At 50.4% G+C, this 16,200-nt stretch carries 24 protein-coding genes and 2 tRNA genes; 18 read left to right on the forward strand and 8 right to left on the reverse strand.

Annotated elements, in window-relative coordinates; translation table 11 throughout:
* Positions 1-69: 69 nt before the first annotated feature.
* Entirely contained in the window at positions 70-930 is an 861-nt protein-coding gene (locus tag JD108_RS07290; RefSeq protein ID WP_198829198.1) for a PHP domain-containing protein, read from the forward strand.
* A gap of 91 nt (positions 931-1,021) precedes the next feature.
* Here the strand turns inward: JD108_RS07290 and JD108_RS07295 are convergent, their stop codons facing one another.
* The 3 genes from JD108_RS07295 to JD108_RS07305 form a co-directional block, all read right to left on the reverse strand.
* Complete coding sequence (locus JD108_RS07295) at positions 1,022-1,225, reverse strand: hypothetical protein (protein WP_198829199.1); 204 nt, start codon at positions 1,223-1,225, stop codon at positions 1,022-1,024.
* A 212-nt stretch (positions 1,226-1,437) separates the two neighbouring features.
* Positions 1,438-1,944: a GNAT family N-acetyltransferase gene (locus tag JD108_RS07300; protein WP_198829200.1), complete on the reverse strand. Its 507-nt coding sequence runs from the start codon at positions 1,942-1,944 to the stop codon at positions 1,438-1,440.
* A 90-nt stretch (positions 1,945-2,034) separates the two neighbouring features.
* The gene (locus JD108_RS07305) at positions 2,035-2,544 is read right to left on the reverse strand and encodes a 2'-5' RNA ligase family protein (RefSeq protein ID WP_198829201.1); all 510 of its coding nucleotides are present in this window, start codon (positions 2,542-2,544) and stop codon (positions 2,035-2,037) included.
* Between the two features lie 161 nt (positions 2,545-2,705).
* Here JD108_RS07305 and JD108_RS07310 point away from each other — a divergent pair, with 161 nt between their 5' ends.
* A complete protein-coding gene (locus JD108_RS07310) occupies positions 2,706-2,864 on the forward strand; it encodes a hypothetical protein (RefSeq protein WP_003386616.1) in 159 nt (52 codons plus the stop codon).
* Positions 2,865-2,866: 2 nt separating this feature from the next.
* Here the strand turns inward: JD108_RS07310 and JD108_RS07315 are convergent, their stop codons facing one another.
* On the reverse strand, positions 2,867-3,571 hold the full coding sequence (locus JD108_RS07315) for an alpha/beta hydrolase (protein WP_198829202.1): 705 nt from the start codon (positions 3,569-3,571) through the stop codon (positions 2,867-2,869).
* A gap of 236 nt (positions 3,572-3,807) precedes the next feature.
* On the opposite strand from JD108_RS07315, the gene JD108_RS07320 reads away from it, so the two are divergent.
* From JD108_RS07320 to JD108_RS07330, 3 genes are all read left to right on the forward strand, one after another.
* Positions 3,808-4,374 carry a phosphatidylglycerophosphatase A family protein gene (locus JD108_RS07320; RefSeq protein WP_198829203.1) on the forward strand — a complete coding sequence of 189 codons (567 nt, stop codon included), beginning with the start codon at positions 3,808-3,810 and terminating at the stop codon, positions 4,372-4,374.
* Between the two features lie 181 nt (positions 4,375-4,555).
* Positions 4,556-4,632 (forward strand) — tRNA-Ile (locus JD108_RS07325).
* 40 nt (positions 4,633-4,672) lie between these two features.
* Positions 4,673-4,748, forward strand: a tRNA-Val gene (locus JD108_RS07330).
* Between the two features lie 125 nt (positions 4,749-4,873).
* On the opposite strand, the gene JD108_RS07335 is transcribed toward JD108_RS07330, so the two are convergent.
* From JD108_RS07335 to JD108_RS07345, 3 genes are read right to left on the reverse strand one after another with little or no spacing between them, the layout of a single operon-like run.
* Positions 4,874-6,007, reverse strand: coding sequence for a site-specific integrase (locus JD108_RS07335; RefSeq protein ID WP_198829204.1), 1,134 nt, complete (start codon positions 6,005-6,007; stop codon positions 4,874-4,876).
* 53 nt (positions 6,008-6,060) lie between these two features.
* Positions 6,061-7,233, reverse strand: coding sequence for an ImmA/IrrE family metallo-endopeptidase (locus JD108_RS07340; RefSeq protein WP_228728343.1), 1,173 nt, complete (start codon positions 7,231-7,233; stop codon positions 6,061-6,063).
* On the reverse strand, positions 7,196-7,597 hold the full coding sequence (locus JD108_RS07345; RefSeq protein WP_198829205.1) for a helix-turn-helix domain-containing protein: 402 nt from the start codon (positions 7,595-7,597) through the stop codon (positions 7,196-7,198). The genes JD108_RS07340 and JD108_RS07345 overlap by 38 nt, the downstream gene beginning before the upstream one ends.
* Before the next feature lie 133 nt (positions 7,598-7,730).
* Here JD108_RS07345 and JD108_RS07350 point away from each other — a divergent pair, with 133 nt between their 5' ends.
* The 5 genes from JD108_RS07350 to JD108_RS07370 all read left to right on the forward strand — a co-directional run bounded on the left by JD108_RS07350 (position 7,731) and on the right by JD108_RS07370 (position 9,760).
* Positions 7,731-7,958, forward strand: a complete 228-nt coding sequence (locus JD108_RS07350) for a helix-turn-helix transcriptional regulator (protein WP_198830026.1) — start codon at positions 7,731-7,733, stop codon at positions 7,956-7,958.
* 196 nt (positions 7,959-8,154) lie between these two features.
* Complete coding sequence (locus JD108_RS07355) at positions 8,155-8,358, forward strand: helix-turn-helix domain-containing protein (protein ID WP_198829206.1); 204 nt, start codon at positions 8,155-8,157, stop codon at positions 8,356-8,358.
* Between the two features lie 6 nt (positions 8,359-8,364).
* Positions 8,365-9,126 carry a phage antirepressor KilAC domain-containing protein gene (locus tag JD108_RS07360; RefSeq protein WP_198829207.1) on the forward strand — a complete coding sequence of 254 codons (762 nt, stop codon included), beginning with the start codon at positions 8,365-8,367 and terminating at the stop codon, positions 9,124-9,126.
* Positions 9,127-9,199: 73 nt separating this feature from the next.
* Positions 9,200-9,415 (forward strand): hypothetical protein, encoded by a 216-nt coding sequence (locus JD108_RS07365; protein ID WP_198829208.1) that lies wholly within the window; start codon positions 9,200-9,202, stop codon positions 9,413-9,415.
* Between the two features lie 6 nt (positions 9,416-9,421).
* Positions 9,422-9,760, forward strand: a complete 339-nt coding sequence (locus JD108_RS07370) for a hypothetical protein (protein WP_198828720.1) — start codon at positions 9,422-9,424, stop codon at positions 9,758-9,760.
* Here the strand turns inward: JD108_RS07370 and JD108_RS07375 are convergent.
* A complete protein-coding gene (locus JD108_RS07375; protein ID WP_198828721.1) occupies positions 9,750-10,025 on the reverse strand; it encodes a hypothetical protein in 276 nt (91 codons plus the stop codon). The two genes, JD108_RS07370 and JD108_RS07375, sit on opposite strands and share 11 nt — an antisense overlap.
* 94 nt (positions 10,026-10,119) lie before the next feature.
* Between JD108_RS07375 and JD108_RS07380 the strand changes: the two genes are divergently transcribed.
* The 8 genes from JD108_RS07380 (at position 10,120) to JD108_RS07415 (ending at position 16,108) form a co-directional block, all read left to right on the forward strand.
* On the forward strand, positions 10,120-10,287 hold the full coding sequence (locus tag JD108_RS07380) for a hypothetical protein (protein ID WP_198830238.1): 168 nt from the start codon (positions 10,120-10,122) through the stop codon (positions 10,285-10,287).
* Entirely contained in the window at positions 10,284-10,556 is a 273-nt protein-coding gene (locus JD108_RS07385) for a hypothetical protein (RefSeq protein ID WP_198828722.1), read from the forward strand. The genes JD108_RS07380 and JD108_RS07385 overlap by 4 nt, the downstream gene beginning before the upstream one ends.
* A gap of 348 nt (positions 10,557-10,904) precedes the next feature.
* Entirely contained in the window at positions 10,905-11,261 is a 357-nt protein-coding gene (locus JD108_RS07390; RefSeq protein WP_198828723.1) for a replication terminator protein, read from the forward strand.
* Between the two features lie 16 nt (positions 11,262-11,277).
* Complete coding sequence (locus JD108_RS07395) at positions 11,278-11,529, forward strand: hypothetical protein (RefSeq protein WP_198829209.1); 252 nt, start codon at positions 11,278-11,280, stop codon at positions 11,527-11,529.
* A 2-nt stretch (positions 11,530-11,531) separates the two neighbouring features.
* Entirely contained in the window at positions 11,532-12,866 is a 1,335-nt protein-coding gene (locus JD108_RS07400; protein WP_198829210.1) for an AAA family ATPase, read from the forward strand.
* A gap of 2 nt (positions 12,867-12,868) precedes the next feature.
* Positions 12,869-13,945, forward strand: coding sequence for an ATP-binding protein (locus tag JD108_RS07405; RefSeq protein WP_198829211.1), 1,077 nt, complete (start codon positions 12,869-12,871; stop codon positions 13,943-13,945).
* Positions 13,946-13,963: 18 nt separating this feature from the next.
* A complete protein-coding gene (locus tag JD108_RS07410; RefSeq protein WP_198828727.1) occupies positions 13,964-14,515 on the forward strand; it encodes a hypothetical protein in 552 nt (183 codons plus the stop codon).
* A gap of 9 nt (positions 14,516-14,524) precedes the next feature.
* Entirely contained in the window at positions 14,525-16,108 is a 1,584-nt protein-coding gene (locus JD108_RS07415) for a DEAD/DEAH box helicase (RefSeq protein WP_198828728.1), read from the forward strand.
* The last annotated feature ends 92 nt before the right edge of the window (positions 16,109-16,200 follow it).

Below are 16,200 nucleotides of genomic sequence, written 5' to 3' on the forward strand. Positions count from 1 at the left end.
GCCTAATCATATGAAGAGGGAATCCGATTCAGAATGACAGACAAGGATAAAGAAGGAGAGAAAACTTTTATGAACAAACGGGCGGACCTGCATACGCATACGCGGGCGTCGGACGGCACCTGCGACCCCAAAGAAAACGTGCGTCTGGCGCTGGAGGCGGGCCTGGCAGCGGTCGCGATCACGGATCACGATACGGTTGCGGGCATCGCCGAGGCTCGCGAAGCGGCTGCACAGACAGGTGAAGAGATCGAAGTGATCCCGGGGGTGGAGGTCAGTTCGGTGGCGCGCGGTCAGGACATCCACGTGCTGGGCTACTTCGTCCCGGATGAGGATGAGGCTTTTCAGAAGAAGCTGTACGGCCTGCGCGAGACGCGGCATGAGCGGAACCAGCTCCTGATCGCCCGCCTGCAGGAGCTGGGCATCCCGATCACCTTGGAAGCCGTCTACCGGAGAAAGACAGGAGACGACAAAAATATCGGCCGGCCGCATATCGCCGAAGAGATGATCGAGCTGGGCGTAGTGGGGTCGATCGATGAGGCCTTTGCGGTCTACCTCGGCAAAGAGGGCAAGGCCTACGTCAATCCCCCGCGCATCACCCCGCAGGAAGCGATCACGCTGATCAAGGAAGCGGGCGGAGTGGCTGTCCTTGCACATCCGGGCTTGTACGACGATGATGAGCTGGTGCAGGAGCTGATCGCCTACGGGCTGGACGGAATCGAGGTGTGGCATCCCGACAACTCCCCGGAGGAGCGGGCCCGCTATCAGCGCTGGGCGGAGGAGCACGGGCTGGTCATGACAGGCGGATCGGACTTTCACGGCTGGCGGGGAGAGGAGCCTTTTCATGCGATGCTCGGCTCCCATACAGCGGGCTATGACGCGGTGGAGGAGCTGCGCAGGCTGGCGAGAGAGCGTGCGCAGGCGGGGAAGTGAGGGTGCACAGGCCCGGTTAGCGAGCCTGTACAGCCCGGCGAGCGGAAGCTGCTTCACACGTAGTGGCGCAGACAAAAAGGCGCGACCGCACCTACCACCTCTTGGAGTCATCCGCTTCGCGGCGCTTTTTGTCGAGATAGATCTGGTTGTCGATGCTGTAAACATGGCCGATGGCGGTCAGGATGGTCATCAGGAAAAAAATCAGCCCGTACGCCAGCATAAACCTGTCGGTGGCAAAGCAGACGACGATCGCGATCAACAGGAGAAGGAGCAGGGTCCATACGATCTTTTTCATGGATATCCTCCATTTCTGGTACTGACTGCGCGCGGAAGCTAACATCTCGTTGCCAGGGAAATACTAAGGAATGTATGTATTTGGTAGTACGCGAATAAAATGGATTGGTTTCATTTGCCGCCTTTTTGGCAATGATAAACCCCTGCAGAGGCTAACCTCGAAAAAGGCTGGCCTCGCAGGGGTTTTTGACGTGTATGCCTGTTTTTTTTCGTTTAGTTGCTCGTATCGGTCAAACTCTTTTCCATCGAGACATGCTCGATCCCGGCTTCTTCAAACAGGGGACCGACGGGGTGGTAGCCGAGCTTTTCATAGAAGCGCTGGGCGTGGGTCTGAGCATTCAGCTTCAGCTTTTGGTAGCCCAGTTTTTGCGCGCTCTCCTCCAGCACTTGCATCAGGAGGCGGCCCAGGCCTGTGCCCCGCTCGCTGCTCGCGACGGCGACCCGTTCCACTTTGCCGGTGCCGGGAGCGTACGGACGGAGGCGGCTCGCCCCGACCGGCTGTCCCTCGCGGTAGGCGACAAAATGAGCCGTGCCGGAGCCGATGCGGTCGTGCTCGTCAATCTCGATCGCTTCCGGGACCTGCTGCTCGACGATAAAAACGGCGCGGCGGACGGAGAGGGCATCGCGAAGCTGCTGCTCCGTCTCTACTCGTTGGAGCGTGTAGAGCGAGCTGCTCGGGGCTGCGGGCTTCTCTGTCTGTTCTGAATTGAGTTTGTTCATCGGTACTCTTCCTTTCGCGTGTACGGGGTAGAAGAAAAGGAAAAGACCCTTCCATAGAGGAGGAAGGGTGTGGGTTCATATCTTCCGCTCTTACTTTTTCAGCAGGAAGGTCTGATGGACGCTCCACATACCGTCTTCCAGTTCGTACACAAGATGGAAACGGTCAATGTCGGAGGTCAGATCAAACTTCACCATGCTGAGCTGTCCGGTGATGTCGCGCAGCTCGTCGTTGGAGAGGTCGCGTCCAATCGTGAGATGCGGCACGAACGCATAGGTCTCTTTTTCCTGGACCACCTTTTCCACGATCTTTTTGTGGAGCTCCTCGAACGGTTCCTTGTTCTGGATGGCGAGATAGATCACATTGGTCGTCGGATGGAAAGACGACACGCGGTGGAAGTGCGCAGTAAAGCTGTCTGTCGAGTTGGCGACCAGCTCCAAATGACTGATTAGATGAGGGAGCTGGGATTCATCAAGTTCAAACGCCTCTTTCAGGCGGATATACGGCGGAATCAACGAGTACGCCGGATCGTAGCGTTTACGGTATGAATTGGCCACTTCCTGCACTTTGCTGGACGGAAAAACGACGATACTGTACTTCAAGCGAATCCCTCCTCTATCTTCAAGATCATGGTCTTTTCGCAAAAACGAATAACGTTATTTTAACAGAAAATTCTCCATTTGTGTAATGTTATGCGCCGGCCTGTATATTCCTGCCCGCTGGGGACAGACTGTTAAGGAACAGGGAGGTGCGATATTCGAACGTGAAAACAGCCATGATGATCATCTTTATTTTTCTTGTTCTTCTTCTGCTGTCCCTCCTTACCTTTTCCCTCATCACCGCGATTCGCAAAACCGAATTCGACGAGGCGCTCGTCTCCCCGGGAAAAGAGGAAGGTCCTCAGGAAGAACAGACAAGGTAAGTTTACCCGAAAAGGGCAAGAAGAATGCGCCTGAGGTTTGCTTGCCAAAAGCCCCAAGCATGGTCACCCGCAAAGGTCTCATAGGCCAGGGTGACTGTTTTTGTTTGCAGAATGTCTCGCAGCACTTCGTTGGACTGCACGAGGTTGAGAGAGCCGCGCTGGGTGGGGACAGCCGTCTCGTCTGTGCCCACCTCCAGATAGACGTGAAGCGGCACGTTCAGGGAAGTCTCTCGCACCCGCTCGTTGAGGCTCGCGTCCATCGCGGCCGACTGCGAAGCCACCTGGCCAAAGGTGTGCGGGTAGGAGAGAGCGGTAAACAGAGAGACGACGCCGCCCAGCGACTCCCCGATGAGCGTCCGCGCCGTGCCGAGGGGATGGGTGGAATAGCGTCCGTCTATAGCACCGACGACTTCTTCGGCGAGAAAGCGCCGGTACGCCTGGTGCTCCGCGCCGTCCGGATGGTAGCGATCATAGCGGCGGGCTTTGTCTACGGGGAGAAACACCGCGATCAGGTCGGGGATTTCTTTTTCCCGGTGCATCTCTTCGAGCAGGGTCGCCAGCCGTCCCATCGACAGGTAATCTTCGCCGTCCTGGACGTACAGGACCGGGTAGGAGTAGAGAGGCGAGTAGCGCTCCGGCAGGTAGACAGGGAGACGCTCCTCTGTCCCCAGGTGTTTGCTGGTGAGGATCAGTTCATCAAGGGCCACTGTGTCAAGTCCTCCTTTGGGATGTTGGTTCTATTATACAGGATGATGGGGGCTGTGGAGAGGGGGCGGAGGCTTGGAGAGCGGCGTTTGGTTCGGGAGTGCATGGGGGAGGCGGGCGAGCCTTGCCACACTTTGGCTGGGGGTATGGTACCTGAAGATTGTCGCAATTTCGCCACCTTGTGATACTATGGTAAAATGAACGATCTTCACTTAGCTGGTGGAAGGGGTTGTCTTAGATGAAGAAGCAAGTACACAGCAGCGAAGTCAGAAAAGCGGCGCTGGACCGATTGGAAGAGCGCGGCGTGCGTGTAGAGGATATTGCTGAGATTGTCTATATGATGCAAGCGCCGTATCATCCTGACCTGACCATGGAACCGTGCATTGAGAGCGTCAAGGCTGTCCTGGAGAAAAGGGAGATGCAGCATGCCATTCTCGTCGGCGTGGAGCTGGATACGCTGGCGGAGAAGGGGCTTTTGTCCGAGCCGCTGCAGTCGATTATCGCGACGGATGAGGGCTTGTTCGGCTGCGACGAGACGCTGGCGCTCGGTTCGGTGTTCGGGTACGGGAGCATCGCGGTGACGACATTTGGCCATCTGGATAAACATAAGATCGGGGTCATCAAGCGGTTGGATACGAAGACATCCGGGGGGCGTGTGCATACGTTTTTGGACGACCTGGTGGCCAGCGTCGCCGCCAATGCTTCCAGCCGGATGGCCCACCGCCTGCGGGATGAGCAGGAGCAAGCCGAGCTGGAGGCGGAAGGGATCCGGGTGGAAGACAAGGCTGTGGATGAGGCTGGGTGAGGCTGTGTTTGGGAATGAGGTTGAAGGGCATCCCTTTTCGGGATGCTCCGTTGTTTTTGGGGGCAGAAAAAGGGGAATTATGATGGTGGTAAAATTTTTTACTAGAAATTTTGTTTTTGCTCTTGAAATCGGAAAAGAAATCCTGTATATTAAATCTTGTGATCGACGTCCGGTACGATTCGGGCCCTTAGCTCAGTTGGTCAGAGCGGTCGGCTCATAACCGATTGGTCGTAGGTTCGAGTCCTACAGGGCCCACCATTGAACGCCAATGGTGACATCACAACAATCTATATCCCATGATCCGGTAGCTCAGTTGGGAGAGCACCATCTTGACAGGGTGGGGGTCGCTGGTTCGAACCCAGTCCGGATCACCATATAACGAATGCTGAAACCCTTGGTAATCAAGGGTTTTTCTTATGTCTTCGACCTTCCACCCTGACAACATAGTGCCTCCACGTTGTCGCTTGACAACATTTTGACAACCTTTATTCGACTAAAGTCATTTTGGACGTTTCTGCTTCATCATTTTTTCGAAGTTGTCAGCTGCGTCTTTTTGCATGTCGGGCAGCACATGGCTGTATACATCCATCGTGATTCCAACCCGACTGTGCCCCAAACGCTCGGACACAACCTTCGGGTGCTCGCCAAGCTGCAGGAGCATGGTGGCATGCGTATGCCGCAGATCATGAAAACGGATGTAAGGCAGGCCGCTCCTTTTGATTATTCGCTCGTAGTGTCGGAGTAGGTTACGTGGGTCTTGAGGTCGGCCGTCGTCGTAGCAAACCACGAGATCGTGGTCTTCGTAACCTGGGCCATACTGATCTCGGAGAGTGTTTTGCTTAGACAAGTGTGCTTTTAGCTCTTTTACAACAAATGGCGGTATGGCAATTCTCCTTTTCGCACTTTTCGTTTTCGGCTCCTGGAAGATGATTCCCGAATTCGCAGGACGATAAAGGGTCTGCTGCACGCTGATTCGTGCCTGCTCGAAGTCGATATCCTTCCATCGCAGGCCAAGAATTTCACCACGCCGCATGCCGGTGTAAATCGCCAGGACGAATCCGATATAGTATTTATCCTCCTTGGCATGAGACAAGAACTCATTTGCTTGCTCTGCAGTCCAGGTGACGATCTCTTTCTGGGCAAGACGGGGAGGATCAACGTGGTCCATAATGTTTTTCGGGATCAACTGCCATTTTACTGCTTGATTTAGCGCCTTTTTGAGCACTGCATGCAGGTACTTAATGTAATCAGCGGAGAGATCCTCTTTTTGGAGCTCTGTCAAATACTTGGTGACATGCAGTGGGGACAGCTTGTCCAACTCATGATGGCCGAGCACAGGGATGATCCGGCTCCTGACGGCAACCTCGTGGTTGGTGTATGTGGATTGCCGGAGCTTCGTCTTCGCATAATTCTCCAACCAAAACTCTAGGTAACTGGTCAAAGTCTGTTTCTTGGAGATCACCAGCTCCCCACTCTCGTACTTCGTGATCATTTCAGCGCAAGCGATTTCAGCCTCCTTTTTGGTTTTGAATCCTGATCGTGTGATTTGTTTTCGTTTTCCAGTCTCTGAGTCCGTCCCTAAGGAGATAGCGAACGACCAGGTGCTACCTCGTTTTCTAAAATGTCCTTTCATTGAAGAATCCCTCCGTATAGGAATGTATGTTCGTTTTGGAGATAAATAAAAAATCAAAACGGCAAATCTTCATCACTGATGTTAAGCGGTTTTTTATTACTACCATCGAAAGGATCTGCGAATGGATCGAATTCAGCGCCAGCGGCAGCTGCTTCATCTGCCATTTCACAATGCACCTGTTCAATCTTCAGTGTCTCCCAACTTTTCAGTAATCCAGCTTCGTAGAACGTTGAGGTAGATCCACACTGCGTACAAAACCTAGCATCCCCATCAAGATATTTACCGCAACTGTCTTCGAAATCAATGTGCCACGGCCCTTGATATCTGTTGAACCGGCCATTATCGCTGAAGCCTGTACACTTGTTAACTAAATAGCTCCCACATATCTGGCAGTAATCACCAATTACATTTTCATTTTGGCATTTTGGGCATTCAATTGCTCTGTGAATTTCATCAATTTCGATACCTGAATATTTCATGATTTCACCTATCCCTTTAATGATTTGATCGTCACCGCAAATCGGACAGTATATTGCGTCTTTGCTCACGAAAGTGCCATTGCATTTAAGGCAATTCTTTTTATTTTTTTCTCTGTATATGTAATTTGAGAAAGCTGTAACAATTGGGTGATTCGATGAATACCTTATCCCCCTATTAATGCCTTCAGAAATAAATTTATAAACATTGCATGAGGCCTCGTATGATAACAGGCATAATTCCGAAATGAAGTACGGATTAATAAAATCCAGCGATGCTAATACATTCGGAGGAGCCAATAGGGTACGCGCGAAGCAATTTGCCTCTTTTTCAAAGATGTCGTACTCTTCATCAGTAAGAGAACTCCTCGCAATGATGGTTTTGTTATTACTTTCGTTGTGCCCAAGAATGTAATGCCCGAGTTCATGGGCGACTGTCCAACGAATCCTACCAGCGTTTTCCACCATATCGTTATACAAAATAACGTATCTGTTCTTTGATTTGATGTACCAACAACATCCTTCATCACTATTCGCAAACTCGCATACCTCTGATAAAGTCATGCCGTGTTTCTTTGCAAACCAAGAGTATGTTTTTATTTTTAGATTAGGGAAGTGTTTAGCGAGTTTTTTCACCTTCACGGGCAATTCACGGGTGTTGCTAATTTTTAATAGTTCATACGCAGCATTCTGTGCTCTTTTATAATTCGGCTTAGATATCCTCTTCTTCGTCATCATCGTCATCGTCATCGAAGGCATCCTCAAAAGTAAGTTTAATAATTTCCATCATTCTTTTACGGTCCTTGTGCGACATTTTCTTAGCTGCCCTTTGTATGGTTCTGATATCATCGTCGAGATCTTCTGAATCTGTATCGTAAATACTTAAAGAATCTGAGGTTTCAGACCGACCAAGTAGGTAATCAGCGTTTGTTTTTAGCAGATCAGCTAACTCTTTTATGATATTTCCTGGTGGTACTGTCCGCCCTGATTCATAATTGGAGACGTTCGTTCTGTTCATACCCAACCTATTTGCTAGCTCGTCTTGCGACATTCCGTGTTTTTCGCGAAGTGATTTAATTCTTTGTCCCATTAACTTTTTTTGATTATCGTCCATGAATAAACAACTCCAAAAAGAAAATATAAAAGAGGCTTGCGCCAATTTAATTGACGTGATAATATGTGAATACGTCAATTAAATAAACGTCAATGAAAGGACGGTGAATGGTGTGAATTCCCCAGTATGTACGGTGAAACGTTCAACTTTCACAAGCTATCGAAAGCACTACAACAAAACCCAAAGAGACGTCGCTATAGCTGTAGGTGTTACGGAAAGTCACATTAGGCACATCGAAAATGGTCGTGCAAACCCCGATGCAAAATTGCTCTTCAAACTTGCTAGGTACTTTGGGACATCCGCTGAGAATCTGTTTCCTGATTTGGCAAACGTTGAAGTGGAATTTGCAGGAAACAAATAAACTTATCTCCAGCAACTATTGATAGTATACACCGTCAATAAAATTGACGCAATAGGTTTATTTAAAGAACCCTATTTTTTTGAACTTAACGTCAATTTAAGTGACTCTTTATGAGATTTTGATCAATAATATTGACGTTTTAAGAGGAGGTTAGCAATCTAGTATAGCTCGCTCAAACGGAAGGAGGAATTTAAGTATGGATACAGAGATTCGGTGTAGTAATGATCTCCCGGCAATCCTCACAGCCAAGCACATCGCCCAGTTTCTACACATTTCAGAACGGCGTGCCTATGAGCTGATGAACCTCAAGTCTTTCCCGCTGATCCGCCTCGGTCGGAACAAACGGGTGAACAGGGAGTCGTTCATGAACTGGCTGCAACAAAACGAACGAAGGGAGTAAATGAAGATGGACAAGCCTCAAATATTCAATCATCAAATGTTTGGTGAACTACCAGTAATTATTGTCGATGGTGTAGAGTGGTTCGGTGCTACAGAAGCGGCAGAAGCACTTTCGTTTGCAAAACCACACGATGCCATCTCAAACCATGTAGACGAAGATGACTCCGCAACATACGGAGTCACCGATTCACTGGGGAGGTCGCAGCAAAAGAAATTCATCAACGAATCAGGACTATATAGTCTGATCTTTGGCGCTGCGAAACAAGGGAAAAATCTTGGGATTCAGGATAAAGCAAAAGCGTTCAAACGATGGGTAACTGGAGAAGTGTTACCGACCATCCGAAAAACCGGCGGTTACGTTGCCAACGATGACTTATTCATCGATACATACTTGCCGCATGCCGACGAGCAGACCAAAATGACGTTCCGAGCAACGCTCGCGCTAGTCCGAAAACAAAACGAGCAGATCGAGGCTATGAAGCCAAAAGCGGAATACTTCGACGCGTTGGTTGATCGCAATCTACTCACGAATTTCCGTGATACTGCGAAAGAGCTCAAGGTCAAAGAACGAGATTTCATTGCCTGGCTGCTTGAGAAGGGCTACGTGTACCGTGACCAAAAAGGGAAGCTCAAGCCATACGCTCAGCACGTACCGGAGCTGTTCAATCTGAAAGAGTGGGAACGCAATGGTAAAGCTGATGTTCAGACGCTGATTACACCGAAGGGGAAAGAAACTTTCCGGTTGTTAATGGCGAAATCAGTCGCATAGCGAAGGCACATGGGGCCGCTGGATCCGGGAACAAGAGGCACCAAATTACAAGGTGGAAGGACGGTAGTTAGTAATGAACACTTTCAGCAAACGGGCCATCTGGCTTGCAGTTAACTCTGATGAATACGGCGACTGGCTGGTGGAGATCGCGCAGGAACATACCCGTTTGGCGCGGGAGTTAATTGTCAACAAGCACCTGACAGACGAGAACAAGGAAATCTTCGCGGCACGCATTGAGCAGCTTCGTAAGGAGCGGGATTCGATCCTGCGGCAATTTGAGGGGAGGTGAGTGGGGATGGAAAAGGTTCATGCTGATCTGGCCGACGTGCTGGAACGAATTAAGAATTTATCAGTTCTTCAAAGAGGAGGCGTGCTAGATGATTTGAACAACTGGCAAGCCTTTGTTGATCAAGTTGGGTTTCAAAATCTTGGACAAATGCTTCAAGTACAAAAGATATGCCCTGCAACATCATCAAAAGGGATTCTTTTAGAGAAAGCGATTCGGAGCAAAAAAAATGAGATTGCACAAGAATTCGCAAGTCGTTTATATGATGAGGGACTTACGGTTCAAGATGCAATCTCAATACTGGACACAGCAAAAAACGCGATCCTAAATTCGAAATTCACCCTTTGATATAAGCCTCAACTGTTTCTCGGGATGGTTTTTCTGGTTTATAAGTTGCATTTGGATTCATGTCATTCAGAATCCGAATATTCATTTTCTCACCGCGACTGCATCTGTTCCCAGCGTAAGCACCAGCAAGACAGGCGATGTAGTGGCTGCCATAAGACATACATATGGGTAGGTTATGGCAGTCGTGAGTGTATACCTCTATTCCAGCATCATCCAGTGTGGTTTCATCTGTCAATGATGGTGCGATTAAAGGATTCTTGTACAAGGTTTCACCTCCTTCCTGTAATGATTTGGTAAGTCTGGACAACTTCCAAATTCGACGGAAAGGTGGAAAATCCTACACAAAGGAGATGAGAGGTATGGACAAGCTGATGAACCAACGACAGCAGGAGATTCTTGAAAAAACCTTTGCCTGGGAGATCCGCCGGATGACGGCATCGGGGCTCCCGGGGACGCACCAGGCTGTGGCAGCCTACAGCGACAGGCTCTTGGAAAACAAAAAGAAGATGGGAGGAATCAAGGAATGAAATACGATTTCCAAGCCGCGGAGCGGCGGATTGAGGAACTGAAACTGATCTATCGGCAAATAAAGGAGCAGCATCAAGAGGACGGCACCTGGGACTGGTGGATCATGGCACAGATCGAGGAGATCGAGCTGGAGATCGAAGAGGCCAAACGCAAAATGGCCGTCAGGCAGGACGGCCATCCAGCAAAAGCTGTTTCAAATGTTATCACTCCGATTATACCTGCTTGGCAAACAGCGAGCAAGGAGGTCGTGCAAAGTGGGAGCCTTTAAGGATTCGATCATCTTCGACGAGGCGGACAGGCCGTTGGACTATTGTGATGATTGTGGAAACGGGATTTATGCGGCCAAGCAATCTGGAAGATCGGCGGAGAGATCTACTGTTGTAGTGCATGCTTCAAAAACGCTATCGGTGCTGTTGAGCCGATGCGGATCACATAATCACATAGTCGAAACCGGCGGCAATGCCCCGCTGGTCGCAGGGAGATGACCGCCCCTGCCTGATGAGACAGGTCTACATATGCGAGGTCAAAGCGTGGCGCAGCCGATGGAGCTGCAACGGCTGGCAGAGAGGTTGGGCTGCTGGCGGCCTCGTGACAAACGAAGAAGGGAGGAGAAACAGTGTTCAAATTGGACGAGTTTGCAAACGGTGCTCTTGCAGAGAAATTCAACATTGAAGCACAGCGAGTGCTGGAGAACATCGCGGATCCCAATACGGATCCAAAGAAGGCACGTACCATCACTTTGACAGTCACACTCAAAGCTGATGAAAACCGCGAACTGGCTATGGTTGACATCAACGCCAAGGCATCCCTTGCACCTGCAAAAGGTGTGCAAACGAAAATCATCATGGGTCGCGACAGACAAGGGAAGGTTGAAGCTGCAGAACTGAAATCTGGCGTAGTCGGTCAAACCTACATCACAGATGAAGGCGATGTAGCTGATGATCGCGGGAACAAAGTTGTGCAATTCAAATAATCGGGGAGGCTAACCCATGTTGAAAGAAGCTCTGCAGTATTTGATTGGTCTTGGAAATGCAAAAATTTTCAATTCTGTTAGCGGCCAGGAGTACGCTTCGCAAACGGTTCACTTGCTCAAACGACCAACACCAGATGCGTTGGTCGTCAGTTTCAACTTCGCTTGCTGGGCGGGAAATTACTTCAAATATAAAACCCAGCGTTGCCGCGCTGGGTTCGCACAATACTATAGTTTGCTCCATCATAGCACAGTTGGAGCATGGAGGTAAATATGATAAAGATCAATAAACTGGAAATTGAAAACGTCAAGCGCGTCAAAGCGGTCAAAATGGAGCCGACCGCGAACGGCCTGACGATTGTCGGCGGGAAGAATAGCCAAGGGAAAACGAGCGTACTGGACGCGATTGCATGGGGCTTGGGCGGAAATAAGTACCGCCCTTCCCAGCCCGCTCGCGAGGGATCAGCAGTACCGCCCTATCTCCATATCGTCTTGTCCAACGGCCTGATCGTTGAGCGTAAAGGGAAAAACAGCGACTTGAAAATCATCGACCCGAACGGCCAAAAGGGTGGCCAACAGTTGCTTGACAGCTTCGTGGAAGAACTGGCGATCGATTTGCCCAAGTTTATGAACGCGAGCGCCAAGGAAAAAACGGCCATTCTGCTACGTATCATTGGCGTAGGTGATCGTCTACATGAATTGGAGCGTCAAGAACAGGAGTTGTACAACCGACGTCATGCGATTGGGCAGATTGCCGACCAGAAGGCCAAATTCGCCAAAGAACAACCATACTTTCCGGATGCTCCAAAAGAGCCAATTTCAGCATCGGAGTTGATCCGTCAGCAGCAAGAAATCCTCGCCCGGAACGGCGAGAACCAGCGCAAGCGGCAGCGGCTGGCGCAGATTCAGGTGGCATACGCAAATCAAGGAGAAGAAGTCAGGAGATTAAAAGCGTTGCTGGCCGAAGCTGAAACAAAATATGCGCAACTGGGGGAAGACTTGGAGATTGCCCAGAAAGACACGCTCGACCTGATCGACGAATCAACCGCTGAGTTGGAGGCGAACATCCGTCAGATCGACGAGATCAACCGTAAGGTCCGGGCAAATCTGGACAAGGACAAGGCTGAAGCGGATGCCAACGACTACCGCGTGCAATACGAAGCATTGACGGCCGAAATTACAGCCATTCGCCGCCAGAAGACGGAATTGTTGACGAACGCGAATCTGCCGCTGCCTGGCCTGTCGGTCGAAGATGGCGAGCTGGTCTACAACGGTCAGCGCTGGGATAACATGAGCGGTTCCGAACAGCTCCGAGTGGCGACGGCAATCGTGCGGCGACTGAAACCAAACTGCGGATTTATTCTGTTGGACAAGCTGGAGCAGATGGATTTGGAGACACTTCGGGAGTTCGGTGCATGGTTAGAGCAGGAGGGACTGCAGGCGATCGCCACGCGCGTCAGCACAGGCGAAGAATGCTCCATCATCATTGAGGACGGTTACGTTGTCGGTCAGGAGGGCGTGCAATTACAGCAGCCGCCAGGCGAAATCGATCCCGGACCAACATGGGGCACCGGGTCGAAAACAACGTGGAAAGCAGGTGAGTTTTAACAATGCAAGTCATCAGAGGGAAAGTCCAGAAGGCTAAAAAGGTTGTGCTCTATGGCCCAGAGGGGATTGGCAAGTCCTCTCTGGCCGCCCGGTTCCCGCGGCCCATTTTTATTGACACGGAAGGGTCGACGACGGAAATGGACGTTGATCGCCTGCCAAAGCCGACGAGTTGGGAAATGCTCAAGCAACAGGTCCAGTGGGTGAAGCAACAAGCCGGGCAGTTCGGGACACTCGTCATCGATACGATCGACTGGGCGGAACTGCTTTGTAACGAAAGTGTATGCGCGGCTCACCAGAAGCGAGGTATCGAGGACTTCGGATACGGCAAGGGATACATTTACGCAGAGGAAGAGTTTGGTCGTTTTTTAAATCTGCTAAGCGACGTGATCGAAGCCGGAATAAATGTCGTCCTCAACGCGCACTCGCAAATCGTTAAGTTTGAGCAGCCCGACGAGATGGGGGCCTATGATCGCTACCAGTTGAAATTGGGCAAGAAAACGGGTTCGCGCACTGCTGCCCTGGTCAAAGAATGGGCAGACATGGTCTTGTTCATCAACTATAAAACATTCTCCGTCGCGACGGATGACAAGGGTAGGAAGCATAAGGGACAAGGCGGCGTCAGGACGGTCTACGCCACGCATCACCCGGCCTGGGACGCGAAAAATCGTCACGGATTGCCGGATGAATTCCCGCTGGACTATGCCCATATCGCCCACATTTTTGAGGGTCCTACAAACGCGCAACCTGTCCAAACGCCTCCTGTAGCAACTCCGCCGGTACAGGAAGCATGGGGAAAGATGACCGACGAGCAACAGCTGCCACAGGAACAACAACCTTCTGCCGAAGAAGCATTGAAACCGCATATCCCAACCGACATTCCAGCCTCATTGCGCGATCTGATGGTCCAACATCAGGTGTCCGAAAATGAAATTCAAATCGTGGTAAGCAAGAGAGGTTACTATCCGATGGATACACCAATCGCCAATTACGATCCTGGCTTCGTCGAAGGTGTGTTGGTCGGAGCATGGCCACAAGTTTTCGAAATGATTAAAGCCATCAGAAATGACTTGCCATTTTAACAACGGGAGGAAATACACATGAATCAAATGGATAGAGAACTGAATTGGGACGACGAAATTCAAAAGGACGGCGGAGAGTTTATCGTACTGCCAGAAGGTGACTACAATTTTACGGTCACGAAGTTCGAGCGCGGGCGTTTCAATGGGAGCGAGAAAATGCCGCCGTGCAACCAAGCAAAACTGGAGTTGACCATTCACTCCCCTCAACACGGCGATGTGATCGTTTTCCATAACCTTTTCTTGCACACCAAGACAGAAGGGCTGCTCTCCAACTTCTTTACAGGGATCGGTCAAAAGAAGAAGGGTGAGCCGTTGCGTATGAACTGGAACGCGGTTGTGGGTGCAAAAGGTCGGTTGAAGTTGGAGATCAACAGATTTAAAGGCAAGGATGGCGTGGAGCGAACCAATAACCAGGTCAAGTCCTTCTATCCTTATGATGAAGTTTTTGGAAAGCAACAACAGCAATACCAGCAGCCATCTCAGTTTCAACAACAGCCGCAACAAATCCAATATCAAACACCGTTCCCGACCAGCCAGCAAAACGGCGGGTTTACGCCGGGCCAGTTTTAGGAGGGGACTATGGAACTCAGACCATACCAACAAAAGGCGCGGGAAGCAATTCAAACGGAATGGAGAAACGGCGTGAAAAAGACGCTCTTGGTCCTCCCAACCGGATGCGGCAAGACGATCGTATTCTCGAAGGTTATCGAAGACCGCGTAAGGCTGGGCGAGCGTGTGCTCGTCCTAGCCCACCGCGGAGAGTTGCTGGACCAAGCAGCCGATAAACTGGAGAAGTCAACTGGATTGAAGTGTGCGAGGGAAAAAGCTGAACAAACATCAGTCGGCAGCTGGTATCGCGTTGTCGTTGGAAGCGTACAAACCATGATGCGCGAAAAACGACTGGAGCAATTTGACCGGAACTTCTTTGATACGATCATCATCGACGAGGCCCATCATTGTCTTTCCGACAGCTATCAACGGGTGCTGCAATATTTTGATTCGGCTAACGTATTAGGCGTGACGGCTACGCCAGACCGGGGAGATATGCGAAATCTCGGATCATATTTTGAAAGCTTGGCTTTTGAGTACACGTTGCCGAGAGCAATCAAAGAAGGATACCTCAGCCCGATCAAGGCATTGACCATCCCATTGCAGCTGGATTTGTCAGCGGTCGGACAACAGGCCGGTGACTTTAAAAACAGCGATCTGGGGACAGCTTTGGACCCGTACCTGGAATCGATCGCTGCCGAAATGTGGCGCGTTGCCCAAGACAGGAAAATCGTCGTGTTCCTCCCGTTGGTTAGGACCAGTCAAAAATTCACGAATATTTTGAATAACATTGGCTTCCGCGCCGCCGAAGTCAATGGCGAATCACAGGACCGAGCAATGATTTTGGATGACTTCGATAAGGACAGATACAACGTCCTGTGCAATTCCATGCTGCTTACAGAAGGCTGGGATTGTCCCAGCGTGGATTGCGTAGTTGTCTTGCGGCCGACGAAAGTCCGTAGTCTTTACAGTCAAATGGTCGGGCGAGGTACCCGGCTCCATCCTGGAAAAACTGAGCTGTTGTTGCTGGATTTCTTGTGGCATACCGAGCGACATGAACTCTGCCACCCTGCCCACCTTATCGCCGAGAACGAAGAGATTGCGAAGGCCATGACCAAGCAGATCGAGCAGGCGGGCATCCCACTGGATCTGGAGGCGGTAGAGAAGCAGGCAACCGAAGATGTGGTCGCGCAGCGCGAGGAAGCGCTGGCAAAGCAGCTCGCCGAAATGAAGAAACGAAAACGGCAGCTTGTAGATCCCTTGCAATTTGAGATGAGCATCCAGGCGGAGGATCTTGCCAGTTACGTGCCAGTATTCGGTTGGCAGATGTCTCCGCCAAGTGATAGTCAGTTGAAAGCATTAGAAAAGATGGGGATTTATCCGGATGAAATTGACAACGCCGGAAAAGCATCACTCTTACTTGAACGTCTGGAGAAACGTAGACAAGAAGGATTAACTACTCCTAAGCAAATTCGATTTTTGGAACAGCGAGGATTCAATCATGTCGGTACTTGGTCATTTGAATCTGCCAAACGACTGATCGATAGAATTGCAGCCAATGGATGGCGTATTCCAAATGATATTAACCCCAAAGAATACCGGCCAGAGGTGTGACGGATGCGAATTATTGATTTAACGAATCAAAGAATCGGCAGATTGACAGTATTAAGTCGCTCAGGAAATATCGGAAAACACCCAGCATGGTT

This window comes from Brevibacillus composti, assembly GCF_016406105.1.
Classification (GTDB): Bacteria; Bacillota; Bacilli; order Brevibacillales; family Brevibacillaceae; genus Brevibacillus; species Brevibacillus composti.